This window comes from Pseudomonas peli, assembly GCF_900099645.1.
Classification (GTDB): Bacteria; Pseudomonadota; Gammaproteobacteria; order Pseudomonadales; family Pseudomonadaceae; genus Aquipseudomonas; species Aquipseudomonas peli.
Genome location: NZ_FMTL01000001.1, coordinates 1,193,076 through 1,211,327, shown reverse-complemented (window position 1 = coordinate 1,211,327; position 18,252 = coordinate 1,193,076). Strand labels below are relative to the sequence as shown.

Here is an 18,252-nt window from a genome sequence, read left to right as displayed (position 1 = left end):
GGCACGCATGAGCGAACCCCTCGATTTGAGCCTGGACGGTGTAGAGCGCCGTTCCCTTGCCGACTTCACCGAGCAGGCTTACCTCAACTACTCCATGTACGTGATCATGGACCGCGCCCTGCCGCATATCGGCGATGGCCTCAAGCCCGTGCAGCGGCGCATTGTCTACGCCATGAGTGAGCTGGGCCTGGACGCCGACTCCAAGCACAAGAAATCGGCGCGTACCGTCGGCGACGTGCTCGGCAAGTTCCACCCGCACGGCGACAGCGCTTGCTACGAAGCCATGGTACTGATGGCGCAGCCATTCAGTTACCGCTACACCCTGGTCGACGGCCAGGGCAACTGGGGTGCACCGGATGATCCGAAATCCTTCGCCGCCATGCGTTACACCGAGGCGCGCCTGTCGCGTTACTCGGAGGTGCTGCTCACCGAGCTGGGCCAGGGCACTGTGGACTGGGTGCCGAACTTCGACGGCACCCTGAATGAACCGGCCACGCTGCCGGCGCGTCTGCCCAACCTGCTGCTCAATGGCACCACCGGCATCGCCGTGGGCATGGCCACTGACGTGCCGCCACACAACCTGCGCGAAGTGGCGGCGGCCTGTGTACGCCTGCTGGATCAGCCGGATGCCACGGTTGAGCAGCTCTGCGAGCACGTGCTCGGCCCGGATTTCCCCACTGAGGCGGAAGTCATCACCCCGCGCAGCGACCTGTTGAAAATCTACGAAACCGGTCGTGGGTCGGTGCGCATGCGCGCCGTGTACCGCATCGAGGACGGTGACATTGTGGTCACCGCGTTGCCGCACCAGGTCTCCGGGGCCAAGGTGCTGGAGCAGATCGCCGCGCAGATGCAGGCCAAGAAACTGCCGATGGTCGCCGACCTGCGTGATGAGTCCGACCACGAGCACCCGTGCCGCATCGTCATTATCCCGCGCTCCAATCGCGTCGATGCCGATGAACTGATGACCCACCTGTTTGCCACCACCGAGCTGGAATCCAGCTACCGGGTCAACACCAACGTGATTGGTCTGGATGGCAAGCCGCAGGTGAAGAACCTGCGTCAGCTGCTGCGCGAATGGCTGGAATACCGCGTGGGCACCGTACGCCGGCGTCTGCAGTTCCGCCTGGACAAGGTGGAGAAACGTCTGCACCTGTTGGAAGGTTTGCTGGTGGCCTTCCTTAACCTGGATGAAGTGATTCATATCATCCGCACCGAAGATCAACCCAAGCCGGTGCTGATGGCACGCTTTGGCCTGACCGATGTGCAAGCCGATTACATCCTCGATACTCGCCTGCGTCAGCTCGCGCGTCTGGAGGAAATGAAGATCCGTGGCGAGCAGGACGAGCTGGCCAAGGAGCGCGCCAAGCTGCTGGCCCTGCTCGGCAGTGAAGTCAAGCTGAAGAAGCTGGTGCGTGACGAAATCATCAAGGATGCCGAAACCTACGGCGATGATCGCCGTTCGCCAATTGTGGCCCGTGCCGAAGCTCGCGCCTTGTCTGAAACTGAGCTGCTGCCGACTGAGCCTGTCACCGTGGTGGTGTCCGAGAAGGGCTGGGTGCGCTGTGCCAAGGGCCATGATATCGACGCCACCGGACTGTCCTATAAAGCTGGCGATGGTTTCAAGGTTGCTGCGCCCGGACGCTCGAACCAGTACGCGGTGTTTATCGACTCCACCGGGCGCAGTTATTCGCTGGCGGCGCATACCTTGCCTTCGGCGCGCGGCCAGGGCGAGCCGCTTACCGGCCGGTTGACGCCGCCGCCGGGAGCGACCTTCGAATGTGTGCTGTTGCCGGATGACAGTGCGCTGTACGTGATCGCCTCTGACGCGGGCTACGGTTTTGTGGTCAAGGGTGAAGACCTGCAAGCGAAGAACAAGGCCGGTAAGGCCTTGCTTAGCCTGCCAACTGGCGCGCTGGTTGTGCCGCCGAAGCCGTTGGCCAATCGCGAAGAAGACTGGTTGGCCGCGGTGACCACCGAGGGTCGCCTGCTGCTGTTCCCGGTGCGCGATCTGCCGCAACTGGGCAAAGGCAAAGGCAACAAGATCATCGGCATTCCGGGTGAGCGGGTTGCCTCGCGTGAGGAATACCTCACCGATCTGGCCGTGCTGCCGGCTGGTGCGACGCTGGTGTTGCAGGCCGGTAAGCGTACGCTGTCACTGAAAGCCGATGATCTGGAACACTACAAAGGCGAACGCGGACGGCGCGGCAACAAGCTACCGCGCGGCTTCCAGCGGGTCGACAGCCTACTGGTCGAAGTCCAGGGGTAGGCGGCGCCAGACGCATGTCGGCACAGTGCTGTGCTGGAGTAGTGAGCGGCTTTCAAGGATGATACGCGGCCGTAAGGCGGGTCACGTAAGTGAACCGCCTGCACCTAATGTGTATGCACGCCGGCAGACTGGCCGGTTGGATGAGTGAGATGACTGCACTGCGTTTCCCCGGAATTTTGCTATTGGCCGGTGCGCTTGGCCTGACGGGTTGTATGCGTTATCAGCAAGCGCCGTTGTATCAACTCGACAGCGGCGAAATCCGTGTACCTGCTGCCGAGCAAGGCATTGCTGTGCTGCTCGGGCCGGTGGCGGTTGCCGATTACCTGCAGCGCGAAGCCCTGTTGCAACGCCAGGCCGATGGCAGCTTAACCGCTACCGAAGATGCGCGTTGGGCCGGCAGTTTGGCGGCGGATATCGATCAGCAGCTGCTGCGCCAGCTGGCCTCGCGCTTGAACAGCCAGCGCCTGGTACTGGCACCGGCGACTGCAGGCTTTGTACCGCAGGTGCGTCTGGGCGTGTCGATCACCCGCTTGGATTCCGGTCCGCAGCGCCCGGCTGTACTGGAGGCGCAGTGGCGTTTGGCCGGTGCCGACGGCAAGCTACTCGACGGGCGTCTGGTGCGCCTGGAGGAGGCCCACAGCGGCAGCATCGTCGATCAGGTGCGTGCGCAAAGCCTGGTGGTGCAGCAACTGGTGGCGCAATTAGCCGCTGCAGTGGAAACCCATGGCAAGCCCGCCCCGCAAGTCGCCCCCGCACCGGTTCGCCGTCCGGCGCCGGCCAAACCCGCGGTACCTGATGTGCCGCGTATTCCCGTAGCCGAGCCGATTCGCAGTGAAGGGGAAGTTTTCCGCTTCTAGGTCATTCGCCACAAAAAAGCCCGCTGTTTGGCGGGCTTTTTTATGCTGAGTGATCAGTGACTCTCGTGCATGCGTGCGAGTTGGCGCTCAAGCAGCGACGGGTAGGGCTCCAGCAAGCGCTCTACGCAGCATGCACCTTGCGGGCTGGCAATAGCGCGAATACGCGCACGCTGGCTGACCAGGGTGTCATCGGCAATGCTGCGTTCAACCAGCAGCAAGTTGCGGCTGTGCTGGGACAGCGCCAAGGCATTTTGTGCTGTTTCACTGAGCAGTAGATCGCCTTGGCTGAGGTCGCTGAGGTTTTCACCCAGGGTCAGGCCCAGCTGCAATTGCAGGGTAATGCCGCTGTCAGCAACCTCGATCTGCAAGGCATGGCCGAGGGCGCGCATCAGCTCGCCGCAGCAGATGGCGTGGGTCAGGTAGTCCTCACCAATATCCAGTTGATGGAACAACATCAGGCTACTGCCGTCGCTCAAGGTGTGCAGTTCGCCCTGATACAGGCTGGCCGCCTGGTCCAGGCAATCACGGTAACGCTGCAGCAGCTCCATCAAACGGGTGCGCGGCAAGCGGCGCAGCTGTTCCTGTGCGCCCAGCTGGATCGCCAGTACGGCGCTGGGCAGTGGCTGCCGAATCGCGGGAGCTGGCGCGGCTTCACGCTCGGGTTGATCGCGTAGCTCGGAAAACGGATCGTCCACTGCGCTCTCGGCGTAGGGCTGGTCATCGCGATGCAGCGGTTCTGTTAACTCGTCTTGCGCATCGAAGCGATCATCGCGCAGGTCGCGGACTTCGAAGTCCGGCTCATCATCGAACGACTCGGGCAGGTAGTCATCATCGTGCTGGGCGGCCGGCTCGTCGTCGTAGAACGGCTCTTCTTCAGCTTCTGGCAGTGCGGGCTTTTCCGGTACCAGGCGTGCTTGCAGCTGGCGCGCCAGGTCGCCGATTTCATCCTGACGGCCAGCGCCGGGCGCCGGGTCGTCCGGGTCGCGCAGCCACACGCGCAGCTGCAGCAGCGGCGTGGAAATATGCCGGCCAAGGCGCATGCTCAGGGACAGGGTCAGGGCCAGCAAAATCAGGCTGAGGATGCCCATGCTCTGCAGGCTGATGGTCATTGGTTGCTGGAACTGCTGCATATCCAGGCTGATACGCAGCTGCCCGGCGATCACCTCCTGGAAGGTGATGGGTGTCGAGTACAGCCCCTCGGTCTCTCCCAGCATGCTCTGGCTGGGGCGCGAACCTGCTTCGGCGAGGATGCGGTTGTCTACGCTGTAGATCGCGGCATGGGCCACCAGCGGGTTTTTCACCAGGTTATTGAGCAGCACGTTGAGGCTGAGGATGTCGTTGGACACCAGCAGCTCGGTCGCCGAGGCCGCCGTCTGGGTGATTAGGCTGGTGCCCAAGGCTTCAGCCTGTTGCTGCATGGCATGCTTGAACTGCATGCCGATCACCCAGCCGTAGATCACCAGGGCCAGGGCCACTAGCAGCAGGCTATGGCTGACAATGCGCAGCGCAAGGGGAATACGCCGTTGGCGCAGGGCCTGGAACAGCAGCAGGAAGAAATTATCGGGTTTTACGGGGGTGGGCCGGTTCACAGAGCTCGGCTCATGTCGACTGTAGTTGGCGCGCAGTATAGCGGCGCCCCTGCGGTGGGCAAAGCGCCGTGCGTGGCTGTTTGCCGCTGAAAATGGGTAGAATGTGCGCCTTTTCCACGGCTTGTGACCTGTTCAGCAAGCTGCTGCCCCTGACGCTGTACTGGAGACCGAGCCTTGCGCGAAATCGTCCTGATCAATATCACCGGCGAAGATCGCCCCGGTTTGACTGCCGCCATCACTGGTGTGCTGGCCCAGGGCGGGGTGAATATCCTCGATATTGGCCAGGCGGTGATCCATGACACCCTGTCGTTCGGCATTCTGGTGGAGATCCCGGATACCGAGCGCGCCTCCTCGGTGCTCAAGGACATTCTCTTTACCGCCTACAAGCTCGATCAGCAGGTGCGCTTCACCCCTGTCTCCGAGGCGGATTACCAGCAATGGGTCAGCGGTCAGGGCAAGGCTCGGCATATCGTCACCCTGCTGACGCGCAAGGTCACCGCCGAACAGCTGCAGCGCGTCAGTGCCATTACCGCGCGTTATGACCTGAATATCGACCATATCGACCGTCTTTCCGGGCGTATGCCGCTGGATATGCCGGCCGAACAGGGCAAGGGCTGCATCGAGTTCTCGGTGCGTGGCGAGCCGGCCGATCCTGCGGCCTTGCGTGCCGAGTTCCTTAGTGTGGCGCAGGAGTTGAATGTCGATATCGCCTTCCAGCGCGATTCGCTGTTCCGCCGTAATCGCCGCCTGGCGGTGTTCGACATGGATTCGACACTGATCGAGGCCGAAGTGATCGACGAGCTGGCCAAAGCCGCGGGCGTCGGTGAGCAGGTTTCCGAGATTACCGAGCGCGCGATGCGCGGCGAACTGGATTTTGCCGCGAGCTTCCGCGAGCGTCTGGCGCTGCTCAAGGGCCTGCCGGAAACCGTGTTGGCCGATATCGGCGCTTCGTTGCGTCTTACCGAAGGCGCTGAAACCTTGTTCAGCGAGCTTCGTCGCCTGGGTTACAAGACGGCGATCCTTTCCGGTGGCTTCACATACTTTGCCAAGCAGCTGCAGGCCAAACTGGGCATCGACTATGTGTTCGCCAACGAACTGCAGATCGTTGATGGTTTGGTCACGGGTGTCGCAGTCGAGCCGATTGTCGATGCCCAGCGCAAAGCCGACTTATTACGCGAGTTGGCGGCCAAGGAAGGTTTGCGCCTGGAGCAGACCATTGCAGTGGGTGATGGCGCCAATGACCTGCCGATGCTGGCCATTGCCGGGTTGGGCGTGGCGTTCCGTGCTAAGCCGTTGGTCAAACAATCGGCCAAGCAGGCGATTTCGACTCTGGGGCTGGATGGCATTCTCTACTTGCTGGGTTTTCGCGACCGCGACGGCCTGGAGTAAACACCGGCAAACAAAAGCCGCCCTAGGGCGGCTTTTTAGTGCTGATTATTTATGGCCAGCCGCCCATCAAGTGCGTCAGTGCGCAGCCTTACTCATCGCCGGCCGAGAAGTCGTAATCCATCGACTGGCTTGGGCCCTGCAGGTAATGCCCCTGGATATAGTTGACCCCGGCCTGCCAGAGCGTAGCCAGCACGCTGGCGCTCTCGACAAAGGGCACGATGGTCAGCTTGGCCTGAGAGTGCAGGCTGGCCAGCAGGGTTTTCAGGGCTTCCTGGTTTTCTGCACTGCTCAGATCCTGAGAGAAGGAACTGTCGACCTTTACGAAGTCGATGTGCAGGTGCTTGAGGGTGTTGAACGGGTTCAGTGAGCAGCCGAACTGGGTAATCGCCGACTTGCAGTGCAGCTCGTTGAGGCCTTGGGTGATGGCTTTGGCCTGCTTGAGGTAAGCAATCGCATCCGGCTCGCTGAACTGGAACACCAGCGAGTCTGAGGGCAAACGCGCCGCTTTCAGGGCTACGCTGAGCCAAGGCAGCAGGGTTGGGTCCTGCAAGCTGGCGCTTGAAAGGTGCACAAACAAGCGGGTGTTGTGGCCTTTGCTGCGGTGGTCCGCCAGCAGTTTGATCGAGTTAAGGATGACCCAACGATCAATCTTTTCAGCAAGCCCCGCGTCTTTCGCGGCATTGAACAGTTCTGTTGGCGGAATCTCTTCGCCCTGCGGGCCGACCAAGCGCAGCAGCGCTTCATAGTGCTCAAAGCTGTCGCCGCGCAAACTGATAATCGGCTGGAATAGCAGACGAAAGCTGTTCTTTTCCAGCGCTTGTTGAATCATGGCGACGATATTGCCACGGCTTGCCGCTGCGGCCAGCTCATCAGCTGGGTTGAACAGTTTGATTGCGTTGCCATCACTCAGCTCGTCTGCGCAACGGTGAGCGCGGTCGACCACTTCCTGAGCCTTGGCGGTCTTCTCGTTGAGCCCAGCCACACCAATCGACAGGGTGCTTTGAACCGTACGACCACTGACATCGAACAAGTGGCCTTCAACTTTTTTCAGCAGGCTGTTGAGAAGCTCCCGGGTGCTTTCCGGGTTGACGCCGGGCTGCAGCACCGTAAATACATCATCACCAAAGCGAGCGAGTTGTGCGTCGGCACCAAAATGCGCGCGCAGCAGATTAGCCAGGTCGGTGAGCAGGATGTCGATGCCGGCCAGGCCGATGTCGGCCAGCAGGCTGGCGTAGCGGTCAACCCTGATATAGGCCAGGCAGGATGGCTGGCCCGCATTCACTGCACGCTCTGCTGCACTGTCCATCAGCTCAAGGAAATGGGTGCGGTTGAACAAGCCCGTGACCAGGTCCTGCGTGCTGATCTCGCGGAGTTTCTCTTCCAGTTCGGCGTTACCCGTCTCGGCGCGAATCACCACCTGAATGCACGGTTCGCCATCGTAGGTTGCCGGGGAGAAGCTCATCTGTGCCGGGAAACTCTGGCCATTGGCTTTGATCCCAGCGCAGTGGAGCTCCACATTGCCTTCGACGCTTTGATAATTCTTCAGGAAGTCCTTAAAGCTGGATTGGTCGCTGCTGCCGATCAAATCGATCATCGGCATGCCTTCCAGCTCATCGGCATCCTCGTAGGCGAACAGTTCCAGGTAGGCGCGGTTGGCATAAATATGCATGCCATCGTGCACGTAAGTGATGGCATCTACGGAGCTGTCGAGTAGCAGCTGGCAACGTTTTTCCGCCTCGCGCAGGGCGACTTCCGAGGCGCGGCGAGCCCGGCGTTCTTCCAGGTTGGCCAGCTCGCGCTTGGCAACCAGTATCAGGCGTTCGTCTTCACCCTGCGGCAATGCGTCCTGGGCGCCGAGCATCAGGGCTTCGGTGACGCTGTCTGAGTCATTATCAGCAAGCAGTTGAATGATCGGAATGTCTTTTGCCTGGCGGCGGATCGCGCCAATCGCCTCACTTGGGGGCAGTTGTTCGCTGCTGGGGGCGCAGATCAATAAGTCCCAGCTCTGTTGCAGGGCCTCGGCGAGATCGTCGCTGGAGGTCAAACGATGCACGCGGGTTGCCCGTCCGGCGTTGCGGAACAGGCTGACCAGGCGTTCAGCCTCGTTCTGCGAATCTTCGAGGATCAGTAGCCGAATGGTTTTTTTATCAATGGCCATGGTGTGGTATCAAATCTGCGCCGAACGGGCGCGAAAAGGCGACAAAAGGGAGTGCGTCGGCAATCTACAGCGACTTCCAGAGTGAGTCAAAGTCTTCCTCCCCGCCTGGCGTGCGGCTTTTCGGCGCTGTGACGGGCTTCCCTTGCTCACTGCCGATCTGCTCGACACCCCGGTATTCGAACTGGTTGAAACTGCCGGTGCTGGTCTGTCGGCGACTCAGTACTGCGCGGTGTTCATTGCCATTCAGGTTGATACTGACTTTGTTGCCTTCCTGGAACGGCAGGCGTGCGGTAATCAGGCTGGCGGGGCGGGAGATGGCGCTGATTTCCGGCAGTAGCAGGGCGCGCAGGTACTGGCTGTTTTGCTCCGCTTTGCGCACCAGTTGCAGGCCGCAGGCTTGCGCATGAGGGGCAATCAGTTCAATTCCCATCTGAGTGCCACCGCCGCGCACCTGGCGAATCCAGCGCACTACAGCAATGCTCCAGCCTTGCCGTGGCAGGCCTTGTACGCCAAGCAGCTCGCCAGCCTGGAGCTGGTTCGGCACGTCTTTCGGCCATGACAGGCAATAGCCGCCAGGGCTGATATTGACGATAGCCACTTCGTAGGTCGGGTAGCTTTCTTGGCTATTGGCTTCGTCGGGCTGATTGGACTGATGTGGCTTGTTGTACTGAATCTCTTCGAAGGGCAGGCCGTTTTCCCACTGGTTGCTCTTCTGGGCGTCGAAAGCGTTTGACCAGATATCCGGTGCGCCGGTATCAGCCTTGAAGACCGCCGCATTGGTTGTCACCGGAACTTGCAGCACCTCGTTGAACGGACGTTTGCCCGCCAAGTAGAAGTGCAGCGCACTCATTCCGATACACAGCGTCAGTGCGCCTTGGCCCTGGCTGCGCTGGAAGGTGCGCTCGGCTATATCGCCCCAGGCTGCGGCCAGATGCTGCAGCATGTCGTGACTGAAGCCTTCGGGCACGGTCAGGCGTGATTGAGCAATATTTTCGGCCGGCAGCAGCAGGTGTTCTTTGATGGCGTCGACCAGTTGGCTGGGGTCGATTCCTAGCGCTTTGTGCAGCTCGGTTTGCTGAAACAGCGAAATATAGCGGGGCGGACCGTCCAGTTGCGTGGCTACAGCGAACAGGCTGGACGGCTCATCGCCAGCCTGTAGGGTGGCCAGCGCGCTCCAGGGCTCAAGCACTTCTGCCAAGCGTGCGATGGCGCTTTGGCGCATCTGGTTGCAGCGCGCGCAGCCGAGCAGCAGAGCTACCAGATAGCTTTGTTCGGTGCTCAGGCCTTGCGTGCGCAGGGCCTGAGTATCACGAATCATGGTCTTGTGCAGGCTGCGTGTCAGGGCGATCTGGTAAAGCTGATGCAGCTCAAGCCAAAGGCCTTCAGGAACCGGGCAGTAAAGTTGGCTGGCACGAATCAATGGGCCGCACAGGCTATGGGTTGCACGCTGCAGGGCAACGGCAAGCAATTGATGCCGTTCGCGGCCAGGCTGTGCGGCCAGGCGTGCCACGATCAGTTTATAGCCAATTGCCAGGTGGTTTTGCAGGGCCTGGCAAAGGTTGGCGACTTTGCGTGGCCGTTCATCCAGCACGATGGCTTGGTTGAGGAAGTGCTTTTCCAGCTGTTTGCAGACGAAGTAGATTTCCGGTCGGAGAATTTCCAGCAGTTGCAGGCGATTTTCCGAGGGCGTCAGCAGTTGATTGAGTTCGACCAGCGCTTGGTAAAGCTGGCGTGCGGTTTCACCGATATTGGCTTTGGGTAGGCCGTCGACCCATTTCTTCAGATCACGAGGACTGGCGTCGCAGAATGACAGGCTTTGCTTATCCGGCGTGGTAACGCGCAGTAGCAAGTGAGAATTCTGTTTATCCATCTAAATCGGATACTCCAGCACACGGGCAAGGCAGGTGAGTCTAGGAATTATGTTTCGACTCTAGCAGCATCTCGCATGCCTCGCAGCCATGTCCTTGGCTGGGTTGCCAAGCTGGCGCGACACACAAATCATCTGGAAGTCTTTGTTGTGACTGGTTTTCATGCTCAGAGGTTCACTCTGAGCGGTCGTCACGGCCCTGTCCGCATGCGCGGACAGGGCCGGGTTTTGAGGGTTAGCCGCGTGCTGCGCCGAGACGTTGGCCCATCTGGACGGGGCTGTTGGCGGCTAGTTCTTCAGCCCACTGCACCTGCTCCGGGCCAAACAGTACGATGGCGGTAGAGCCCAGTTTGAAACGTCCGAGTTCTGCGCCTTTGTCCAGCACGACCGGTGCGCGAGCGGCTTCATCGTAACTGAATGTTTTCAGCATGCGTTTTGGCGGTGTCACCAGGCCCGCCCAGACGGTTTCGATCGACGCCACGATCATGGCGCCGACCAGCACCACGGCCATCGGGCCGCGCTCGGTGTCGAACAGGCAGACCACGCGCTCATTGCGGGCAAACAGTTCAGGCACGTTCTCTGCGGTTGTCTGGTTGACCGAGAACAGTCGACCGGGCACGTAGACCATTTCTTTCAGTGTGCCGGCCAGCGGCATGTGCACGCGGTGATAATCCTTGGGCGACAGGTAAATAGTGGCGAACTCACCGCCCATAAATGCTGCTGCGCGCTCCGTGTCGCCGCCCAGCAGTTCGATCGCGCTGAAGCTGTGACCCTTGGCCTGAAAGATCCGGCCTTGTTCAATTTTACCCAGTTGGCTGACTGCGCCATCGGCCGGGCAGAGCACGGCGCCAGGGCTGCTGTCGAGCGGGCGGGCACCATCTTTCAGGGCGCGGGTAAAAAAGTCATTGAAGTGAGCAAAAGCAGTAAGGTCTTCGACCTGGGCTTCTTTCATGTTGACGTGGTACTGCTTGGCGAACCAGCCAATCAGACGATTCTTGAACCAGCCGACGCGGCATTCGGCGGCACAGCCAATCAGGCGCGACAGTAGGTGGTGCGGCAGCAGGTACTGGCTGAGGATAAACAGGCGGTCTTTCATTAACATTCCTTAAAGGTGGCTGGCGGTCGGCAGGTGTTCAGCGCTCGACCGGCGTATCCGGATGATTGCCCCACTCGCCCCATGAGCCTGCGTAGGCTTTGACCCGCGGATAGCCAAGGAGCTTGGCAGCCAGGTAGGTGAAGCCTGAGCGGTGGTGAGTCTGGCAGTGGGTGATGATTTCTTTATCGGCCGTGATACCGAGGCTGCTGAGTTGCGCCTGGATATCCTGGCGGACGCGCAATGCACGGGCAGGGTCCATGCCGGCGGTCCATTCAAAGTTGATCGCGCCAGGAATATGCCCAGCTTTTTGGGCCAGGGCTTTCTCGCCACGGTATTCGGCTGGTGCGCGTGCATCCCAGATCGCCAGATCGGCAGCGCCAAGGCGACTTTGCAGGTATTCGCGCGTGGCGGTTGGTGCGCTGTCGAGTTGCAGCGCAACGGGCTGTGTGTGAACCGCGGGGACTGCTGTGCTGAGTTCGCAGTCTTCTGCCAGCCAAGCATGCAGGCCGCCGTCCAGGTAGTGGTAACGCGTGTGACCAATTACATCCAGCAGCCAGATAAAGCGTCCGGCCCAGCCGCCGCCTTCATCGTCGTACACCACATAAACCGCGTTGGGGTTATGCCCTAACTCACCGAACAGTTGCTCAAGTTGCGCCTGCTCTGGCAGCAAGCCTGGCGCCGGCGGTTGACCCAGTTGGGTGCGCTTGGGGTCGACAAAATATGCGCCCGGAATGTGGCCGGCGGCGTAGCGGGCGCTGCTGGTCAAGTCGACCAGGATCAGCTCGGGTGCATCCAGGCGGCTGGCCAGGTGCGCAGGTTCGATCAGCAGGGGCAGCTCAGCGAAGGCGGTCATGCCAGGCCTCTTTTGACAGGAAAGGACGGATTGTAGCGGAAAGCCTAGCGCCCGCGGTTGGCAAAGCTGGTCAGGGCGCGCTCAATGCATTGCATGGTTTTGCCGAAGCCCTGCATGCCGGCATCGCTCAGCGCCCGGCCGCCCTGGTCGGCGAAGATCAGCATGACCACGCGGTTGTTGCTGGCAATCGAGCGAATCAGCAAGTGCTCGCTGGGGAACAGACTTTTCAGCGAGCCAGGCAGCATGGCGGAAAACTGCGCGATGTTGGCTGGGCTGAGTTTTAGCTGCGCGGGGGCGCTGAGCAGGCGGCGCAGCACCTGGCTTTGCTGCGGATCCAGACTGAGGCTGGCGGCGGCTTTGTCGAGGCCGCTTTGCTGCTGGGCCATCAGGCGTGTGTGATTGCGGTCGGCCAGTAAAATCAGTACCCGCTGCATGCCGCAGGCCTGGATAGCCTGATTGGCGCAGGCGGTGAGCTGCAGCACATTGCTGAATGCGCTGGGTTGGGCGAGCAGTTGCGCGCATTGCTGGCGCCATTCACTGATAACTGTGGACTTGGGTTGCTCGACTATGGCTTGCAGGTGCCGCGCCTGCCATGGCCAGAGCAGCGCTTCTGCGGGGTGCCAGAGGTCGGTGCTGGGCATCTGTCGGGCGCTGCTAACAGCATTCTGGTGCAGCAGCTGTTGTACGTTATCGAGCGGCAGTTGCAGGAATAAACCGGTCAAACGCTGCCAGCGCAGGCTGTGCGGGCTATTCCACGCGTAGTGCGCGGAAAGCGCCAGGCCGTTAGCCAACAGAATGCTGTTGGCTGGCTGCGTCAGCCAGCGGCGCAGGTTGCTGTCTGCGTCGAGGATTTGCTGCTGGTGCAGTGGGTGTTCGTTGTCGCGGGCAATGTGCAGCGCTTTGACCAGCAGGCGTCGGTCGCTGACCAGTAGTCGATAGCCCTGGATGACCCATTCTGGCAAATGCCACTGCTCACTCAGTGCCAAGCACAATTTAAGTAACGGTACGCCCAGCAGCTCTTGTTCAACCTTGCTTGCGGCTTCGCCCTTGACCAAAACGCGCTGCTCCCACACCTCGAACAGTTCAGGGTGCGCTGCAAGCAACGTCCATATTGGCGCCAGAAACAGCAGGCTGCCCCAGTGTATCTCCTGCCACAGCCTTGCCAGGCGGCCTGCAAATAGACCATTTGCCTGGTGACTGGCGTGTTGGCTGATTAGCAGGATTTGCCGTAGCGCTTTCGGCAGTTCCTGCTCGGGCATTGCCGGGAGGGCGTTGAGCAGCTGTTCGGTGCGCTTGATGCCGAGGCGGCTGATGGCGGCCTCCAGGCTTTCGGTTTGCTCACTGAGGCCGCTGCTCTTGCGGTTGGCTTCGCGCAACACGCTGAGCGCTAGCGCGGGGCAGCTCTGCATCAAGTCAGCCAGCTCACGCATGGAGCGATTGCTGTCTGCCAAGGCGCGGCGCAGCTTTTGCTGGCTATCACTGGACGCAGGCAATAGCTGGCTGTCTAGCTGCTTGAGCCAGTCTGTCAGGGTGCGCGGATAAGAGGCGGGCTTTAGCATGCGGGTTGAGACAAGCTGGCTTTTGACCTTAACTGGCTATAGTCTCGCGCAAAACTTCCGATAAATAGAAGGGTTGTTTTGCAAAGCCCCTTTCTACCCTCTCTGGCAAGTCTCTTTCTATGGCAAAAATCATCGGTATCATTGTTGTATTCGCCTGTGTGTTGGGCGGTTTTATCCTCTCGGGCGGCCAGTTTATGGCGTTGGTCCACCCCTACGAGATATTGATCATCGGTGGTGCTGCCTTGGGTGCTTTCCTGCAAGCCAACCCAGGCAGTGCATTCATGCATGTGTTCAAGAAGTCGCTGAGCATGTTCAGCTCGCGCTTCACGCATGCCTACTACCTTGACGTGCTCAAGCTGCTTTACGAAATTCTCAATAAAAGTCGTCGTGAAGGCATGATGGCCATCGAGGCTGACGTCGAAGACCCAGCCGTCAGCCCGATTTTCAGTAAGTACCCCGGCATCCTTAAAGATCAGCAGATGACCTCGTTCATCTGCGATTACCTGCGCATCATGTCATCCGGCAACATGGCGCCGCATGAGCTGGAAGGCTTGTTCGATATGGAAATTTCCAGCCTCAAGGAAGAAATCGAGCACCCTGCGCATGCCGTCGCAAAAGTGGCTGACGGTATGCCGGCCATGGGTATCGTGGCGGCGGTGTTGGGTATTGTGATTACCATGTCGATTTTGGCCGAAGCGGATAACGCTGAGATTGGTCAAAAAGTCGGTACTGCACTGGTGGGTACCTTTTTCGGGATCTTGGCGTCCTATGGCTTTTTCGGCCCCCTAGCGGCTGCCTTGGAGCACGACGCCAAGGAAGAGCTGAATGTGTATGAAGCGATCAAGGCCGGTTTGGTGGCTTCGGCCTCCGGTATGCCGCCGTCGCTGGCTGTGGAGTTCTCCCGCAAGGTGCTGTTCCCTGCGCACCGTCCAAGCTTTAGCGAGCTTGAACAGGCCATGCGTGGGGGCTGAGTCATAGCATGGAAAACAATCAGCCCATTATCGTCAAACGGGTAAAGAAGGTTGCCGGTGGTCATCACGGAGGCGCCTGGAAAATTGCCTTTGCCGACTTTGCCACGGCAATGATGGCGTTCTTTCTGGTGATGTGGCTGATGACTGTGGCGACGCCTGAGCAGAAGAAGCTGATTTCCGGCTACTTTCAGGACCCTGTGGGGTTCTCGGAAAGCGCCAGCCCGTATGTGATTGACCTGGGCGGCACGCCAACGCCGGCGCCTGATCGCACCCTCAACCCTGAACCCCAGGAAGAGCAGAGCCCAGCCGAGGATGCCCAGGCCGACGTGGACAAATTGCAGGCCGAATCAGTCGCCGAAGAAGTCGAGCGCGAGCGACTGGAGTTGTTGCTGCAGGAGCTGCAGAACAAGGTTGAAGAAAATCCTCAGCTGCAGAACTTCAAGGACCAGATCCTCTTCGAAATCACACAGGACGGTCTGCGCATCCAGATCATGGATGCCGAAAATCGGCCGATGTTTGCCTCCGGCAGCGCACGCTTACAGCCGTATTTTGAAGACATTCTGTTGGCCATGACCGACACCATCGCCGCGGTGCCGAACAAGATCAGTGTCAGTGGTCACACCGATGCGGCGCCCTTCGTCGGGCGTGGAGGCTATGGCAACTGGGAGCTGTCTTCGGACCGTGCCAATGCGGCGCGGCGTGTGCTGATTGCGGGTGGCTATGACGACGAGCAGGTCGCACGCGTGGTGGGCTATGCGTCCTCGGCGTTGTTTGACCGCGAAAACGCGCTCAATCCGGTCAACCGGCGCATCGATATTGTTGTACTGACCAAGAAGGCGCAGCGCGCCATCGAAGGTGAGCAAAGCGATGCCACGGCAGATGAAGCGCCTGCAGTGCCTGGCGCTGCGCCGGTAGCACCGGCTGCGGCTGCACCTGCCGCACCTGGTGATCCATTGCCGGATGGGCAATTGCGTGAACGTTTGAATATCTTCGAAGAAGGCGTGCTGCAGTTCGATCAGCCCGCTGAGTGAGTATGCCCCGCTGGCACAAGGCCGCGCATTGTCGCGGCCTTGTGCATTTTAGTACTCGGCTTCTGGCAGGCTGGCCAAAATATGCCGGTAGCTGGCCATGCGCTGCGGGTGCAGGCGGCCATCTTCCAGGGCTTTGAGCAGGGCACAACCCGGCTCGCGGTCGTGCTTGCAGTCGCGGAAGCGGCATTGGCCGATCAGGTCGTGAAACTCGATAAAGCCGGCTTCGACGTCATCACGACTCACGTGCACCAGGCCGAACTCGCGAATCCCAGGGGAGTCGATCAGTTCGCCGCCGCCGGGGAAGTGGAACAACCGCGCAGTTGTGGTGGTGTGGGTGCCTTTGCCGGTCAGTTCGGAGAGCGGCCCGACGCGGGTATCGACTTCTGGCAGCAAGCTGTTGACCAGCGATGATTTACCGACGCCGGACTGGCCGACGAAGACGCTCACGTGGCCATCAAGTTGCTGTTGCAGCTGTTGCATGCCGTCGCCGCCGTGGGCCGACACTTCCAGCAGTGGATAACCGAGTTCGCGGTATACGCCGAGCATGCGGTTGAGGGCCACTGCATTCTGTTCGTCCAGCAGGTCGGTCTTGTTCAACAGCAGCAATGGACGAATGCCGGCGTGCTCGGCGGCCACCAAGTAGCGATCGATCAGGTTGGCGTGGGGCTCGGGCAGTGGGGCGAAGACGATCACGATCAGGTCGACGTTGGCAGCCACTGGCTTGAGTTGGCCGCGAGTGTCCGGGCGGCAAAGTTCGGTGCTGCGCGGCAGTTGTGCCACGATCACGCCTATGCCCTGGTTGCCGGCGCGCCATACCACTTGGTCACCGGTGACCATGGTCGGCAGGTTGGCGCGCAGGTGGCAGCGGAATACCTGGCCGGCCAATTCGCCATCCAGCGCTTCTACTTCGACCTGTATGCCGAAGTGCGCGATGACCAGGCCGGTCTGTTCCGGGCCGAGATCGCCACCTTCAAGAATCTGTACAGCCTGCGACTCGCGTTTGGCGGCGCGGGCGGCACGCTCGCCCTGAATTTTTTCGATACGCCAGTTTTGCCGGCGGTTGAGTTGGCGTTTGGCCATGGGTCTTCCGAGAGTTGAATTGCGCAATAAACGGTCGCGAGTCTAGCACGGGCTGCCTATTGAGCTGCTGGCGCAGCTAAACTGCGGCGCATCATCGGTCGGATGGTTGAGGAGTCTGCATGTTGCGCGTTGTTAGCCACTATCCGGCGTTGCTGGCGTTGTCTGCTCAGCTGGGGGCAACCCTGCTGGTCGGTTTGGCGCTGTACCTGATCGCTCAGCTGTCACCCTGGCGTCCGACCTTAATGGCGGCCGGCCTGCTGCAAGGCTTGCTGGCTGCCACGCTGGCGCGTTATCTGGGGCTGTCGCGCTGGTGGTGCGGCTTGAACCTGCTGTTCGTTCCGGCGTTGTTGCTGGCCAGTGGTGCGCCGCTGCCGTCCTGGGTGTTTCTCGGCGGTTTTGTCCTGCTGCTGTTGCTCAACTGGAACAGTTTTGGCGAGCGGGTGCCCTTGTACCTGACCGCTGCCGGTGCGCGTCAGCATTTGCGCGCTGTCCTTGATCAGCAGCCTGCGCAGTTTCGTTTTATTGATCTGGGCTGTGGTCCTGCCGGTACGCTGCTGAGCTTGGCCCGCCATTATCCGCAGGCGCAGTTTGTTGGTGTTGAGACCGCGCCGCTGTCCTTCGCCATCGCCTGGTTGCGCGCTGTACCGCAGCGTAATTGCCAGATTCGCTACGAAAATCTTTGGCGCACCGACCTGGCGCTATTTGATGTGGTGTATTGCTTCCTCTCGCCTGCGCCGATGCCCGAGCTGTGGGCCAAGGCCTGCGCGCAGATGCCGGCCGGCAGCCTGTTGATCAGCAACACTTTCGATGTGCCGGGGCAGCCAGCGGATCAGCAGATCGAATTGCACGACTGGCGCAAGTCGCGGCTACTGGTGTGGCGCATGCGCGGCGCGGCTTGAGCGCAATGCTGTCAGCCGAGCGCAGTAGTTCTCCGGCGGCCTGTTAAACTGTCGGCCTTAGTTGAGGAGCCGCGCATGCAAAACGCCAATAACCTGATCTGGATCGACCTGGAAATGACCGGTCTGGAGCCTGAAACAGACGTCATCATCGAGATGGCCACCATCGTTACCGACAGCGACCTGAACATCCTCGCGGAAGGTCCGGTGATTGCCGTGCACCAGAGTGATGAGTTGCTCGCCGGTATGGATGAGTGGAACACCCGTACTCACGGGCAGAGCGGCCTGACCCAGCGCGTACGGGAAAGCACTATTGGTCCGGCCGAAGCGGAAGCCATGACCATCGCCTTCCTTGAACAGTGGGTGCCAAAGGGTAAGTCGCCTATCTGCGGCAACAGCATTGGCCAGGACCGACGCTTTCTCTACAAATACATGCAGAACTTGGAAGCCTACTTTCACTACCGCTATCTGGATGTGTCGACCCTGAAAATCCTTGCTGGCCTGTGGGCGCCGCAGGTTAAGGAGTCGTTCCAGAAGCAGGGCACGCACCAGGCTCTCGACGATATTCGAGAGTCCATCGCCGAGTTGAAGCACTACCGTCAGCACTTTCTTAAAGTGTGATGTACGAAAAAGCCCGCTA

14 protein-coding genes are annotated in these 18,252 nt (G+C 60.3%); 7 read left to right on the top strand and 7 right to left on the bottom strand.

The features are described 5' to 3' along the window. Nucleotides 1–7: 7 nt before the first annotated feature. Together parC and BLO50_RS05875 are read left to right on the top strand one after the other, a co-directional pair. Entirely contained in the window at nt 8–2,266 is a 2,259-nt protein-coding gene (parC, locus tag BLO50_RS05880; RefSeq protein WP_090249730.1) for a DNA topoisomerase IV subunit A, read from the top strand. Nucleotides 2,267–2,415: 149 nt separating this feature from the next. Beyond that, a complete protein-coding gene (locus tag BLO50_RS05875) occupies nt 2,416–3,123 on the top strand; it encodes a PqiC family protein (RefSeq protein ID WP_090249727.1) in 708 nt (235 codons plus the stop codon). A 53-nt stretch (nt 3,124–3,176) separates the two neighbouring features. Here BLO50_RS05875 and BLO50_RS05870 read toward each other — a convergent pair whose 3' ends face one another. Next, nucleotides 3,177–4,712 carry an AhpA/YtjB family protein gene (locus BLO50_RS05870; RefSeq protein WP_090249725.1) on the bottom strand — a complete coding sequence of 512 codons (1,536 nt, stop codon included), beginning with the start codon at nt 4,710–4,712 and terminating at the stop codon, nt 3,177–3,179. A 174-nt stretch (nt 4,713–4,886) separates the two neighbouring features. On the opposite strand from BLO50_RS05870, the gene serB reads away from it, so the two are divergent. Then, nucleotides 4,887–6,101, top strand: coding sequence for a phosphoserine phosphatase SerB (gene serB / locus BLO50_RS05865; protein WP_090249722.1), 1,215 nt, complete (start codon nt 4,887–4,889; stop codon nt 6,099–6,101). A gap of 88 nt (nt 6,102–6,189) precedes the next feature. Here serB and BLO50_RS05860 read toward each other — a convergent pair whose 3' ends face one another. The 5 genes from BLO50_RS05860 to BLO50_RS05840 form a co-directional block, all read right to left on the bottom strand. Beyond that, entirely contained in the window at nt 6,190–8,259 is a 2,070-nt protein-coding gene (locus BLO50_RS05860; protein ID WP_090249718.1) for an EAL domain-containing response regulator, read from the bottom strand. A 64-nt stretch (nt 8,260–8,323) separates the two neighbouring features. Next, a complete protein-coding gene (locus tag BLO50_RS05855; RefSeq protein ID WP_090249715.1) occupies nt 8,324–10,129 on the bottom strand; it encodes a molecular chaperone in 1,806 nt (601 codons plus the stop codon). A gap of 232 nt (nt 10,130–10,361) precedes the next feature. Continuing rightward, nucleotides 10,362–11,228 (bottom strand): archaetidylserine decarboxylase, encoded by an 867-nt coding sequence (gene asd, locus BLO50_RS05850; protein WP_090249713.1) that lies wholly within the window; start codon nt 11,226–11,228, stop codon nt 10,362–10,364. 31 nt (nt 11,229–11,259) lie between these two features. Further along, a complete protein-coding gene (locus tag BLO50_RS05845; protein WP_090249710.1) occupies nt 11,260–12,075 on the bottom strand; it encodes a rhodanese-like domain-containing protein in 816 nt (271 codons plus the stop codon). Nucleotides 12,076–12,119: 44 nt separating this feature from the next. Next, nucleotides 12,120–13,634, bottom strand: a complete 1,515-nt coding sequence (locus BLO50_RS05840; protein WP_090249707.1) for an HDOD domain-containing protein — start codon at nt 13,632–13,634, stop codon at nt 12,120–12,122. 119 nt (nt 13,635–13,753) lie between these two features. Between BLO50_RS05840 and motA the strand changes: the two genes are divergently transcribed. Together motA and motB are read left to right on the top strand one after the other, a co-directional pair. Beyond that, entirely contained in the window at nt 13,754–14,605 is an 852-nt protein-coding gene (gene motA / locus BLO50_RS05835) for a flagellar motor stator protein MotA (RefSeq protein WP_090249705.1), read from the top strand. 8 nt (nt 14,606–14,613) lie between these two features. Further along, nucleotides 14,614–15,636, top strand: coding sequence for a flagellar motor protein MotB (gene motB / locus BLO50_RS05830; RefSeq protein ID WP_090249703.1), 1,023 nt, complete (start codon nt 14,614–14,616; stop codon nt 15,634–15,636). A 48-nt stretch (nt 15,637–15,684) separates the two neighbouring features. On the opposite strand, the gene rsgA is transcribed toward motB, so the two are convergent. Beyond that, nucleotides 15,685–16,716, bottom strand: a complete 1,032-nt coding sequence (rsgA, locus tag BLO50_RS05825) for a small ribosomal subunit biogenesis GTPase RsgA (protein WP_090249700.1) — start codon at nt 16,714–16,716, stop codon at nt 15,685–15,687. 119 nt (nt 16,717–16,835) lie between these two features. Here rsgA and BLO50_RS05820 point away from each other — a divergent pair, with 119 nt between their 5' ends. Next, nucleotides 16,836–17,615, top strand: coding sequence for a class I SAM-dependent methyltransferase (locus BLO50_RS05820; protein ID WP_090249698.1), 780 nt, complete (start codon nt 16,836–16,838; stop codon nt 17,613–17,615). Between the two features lie 75 nt (nt 17,616–17,690). Continuing rightward, entirely contained in the window at nt 17,691–18,233 is a 543-nt protein-coding gene (gene orn, locus BLO50_RS05815) for an oligoribonuclease (RefSeq protein WP_090249695.1), read from the top strand. The last annotated feature ends 19 nt before the right edge of the window (nt 18,234–18,252 follow it).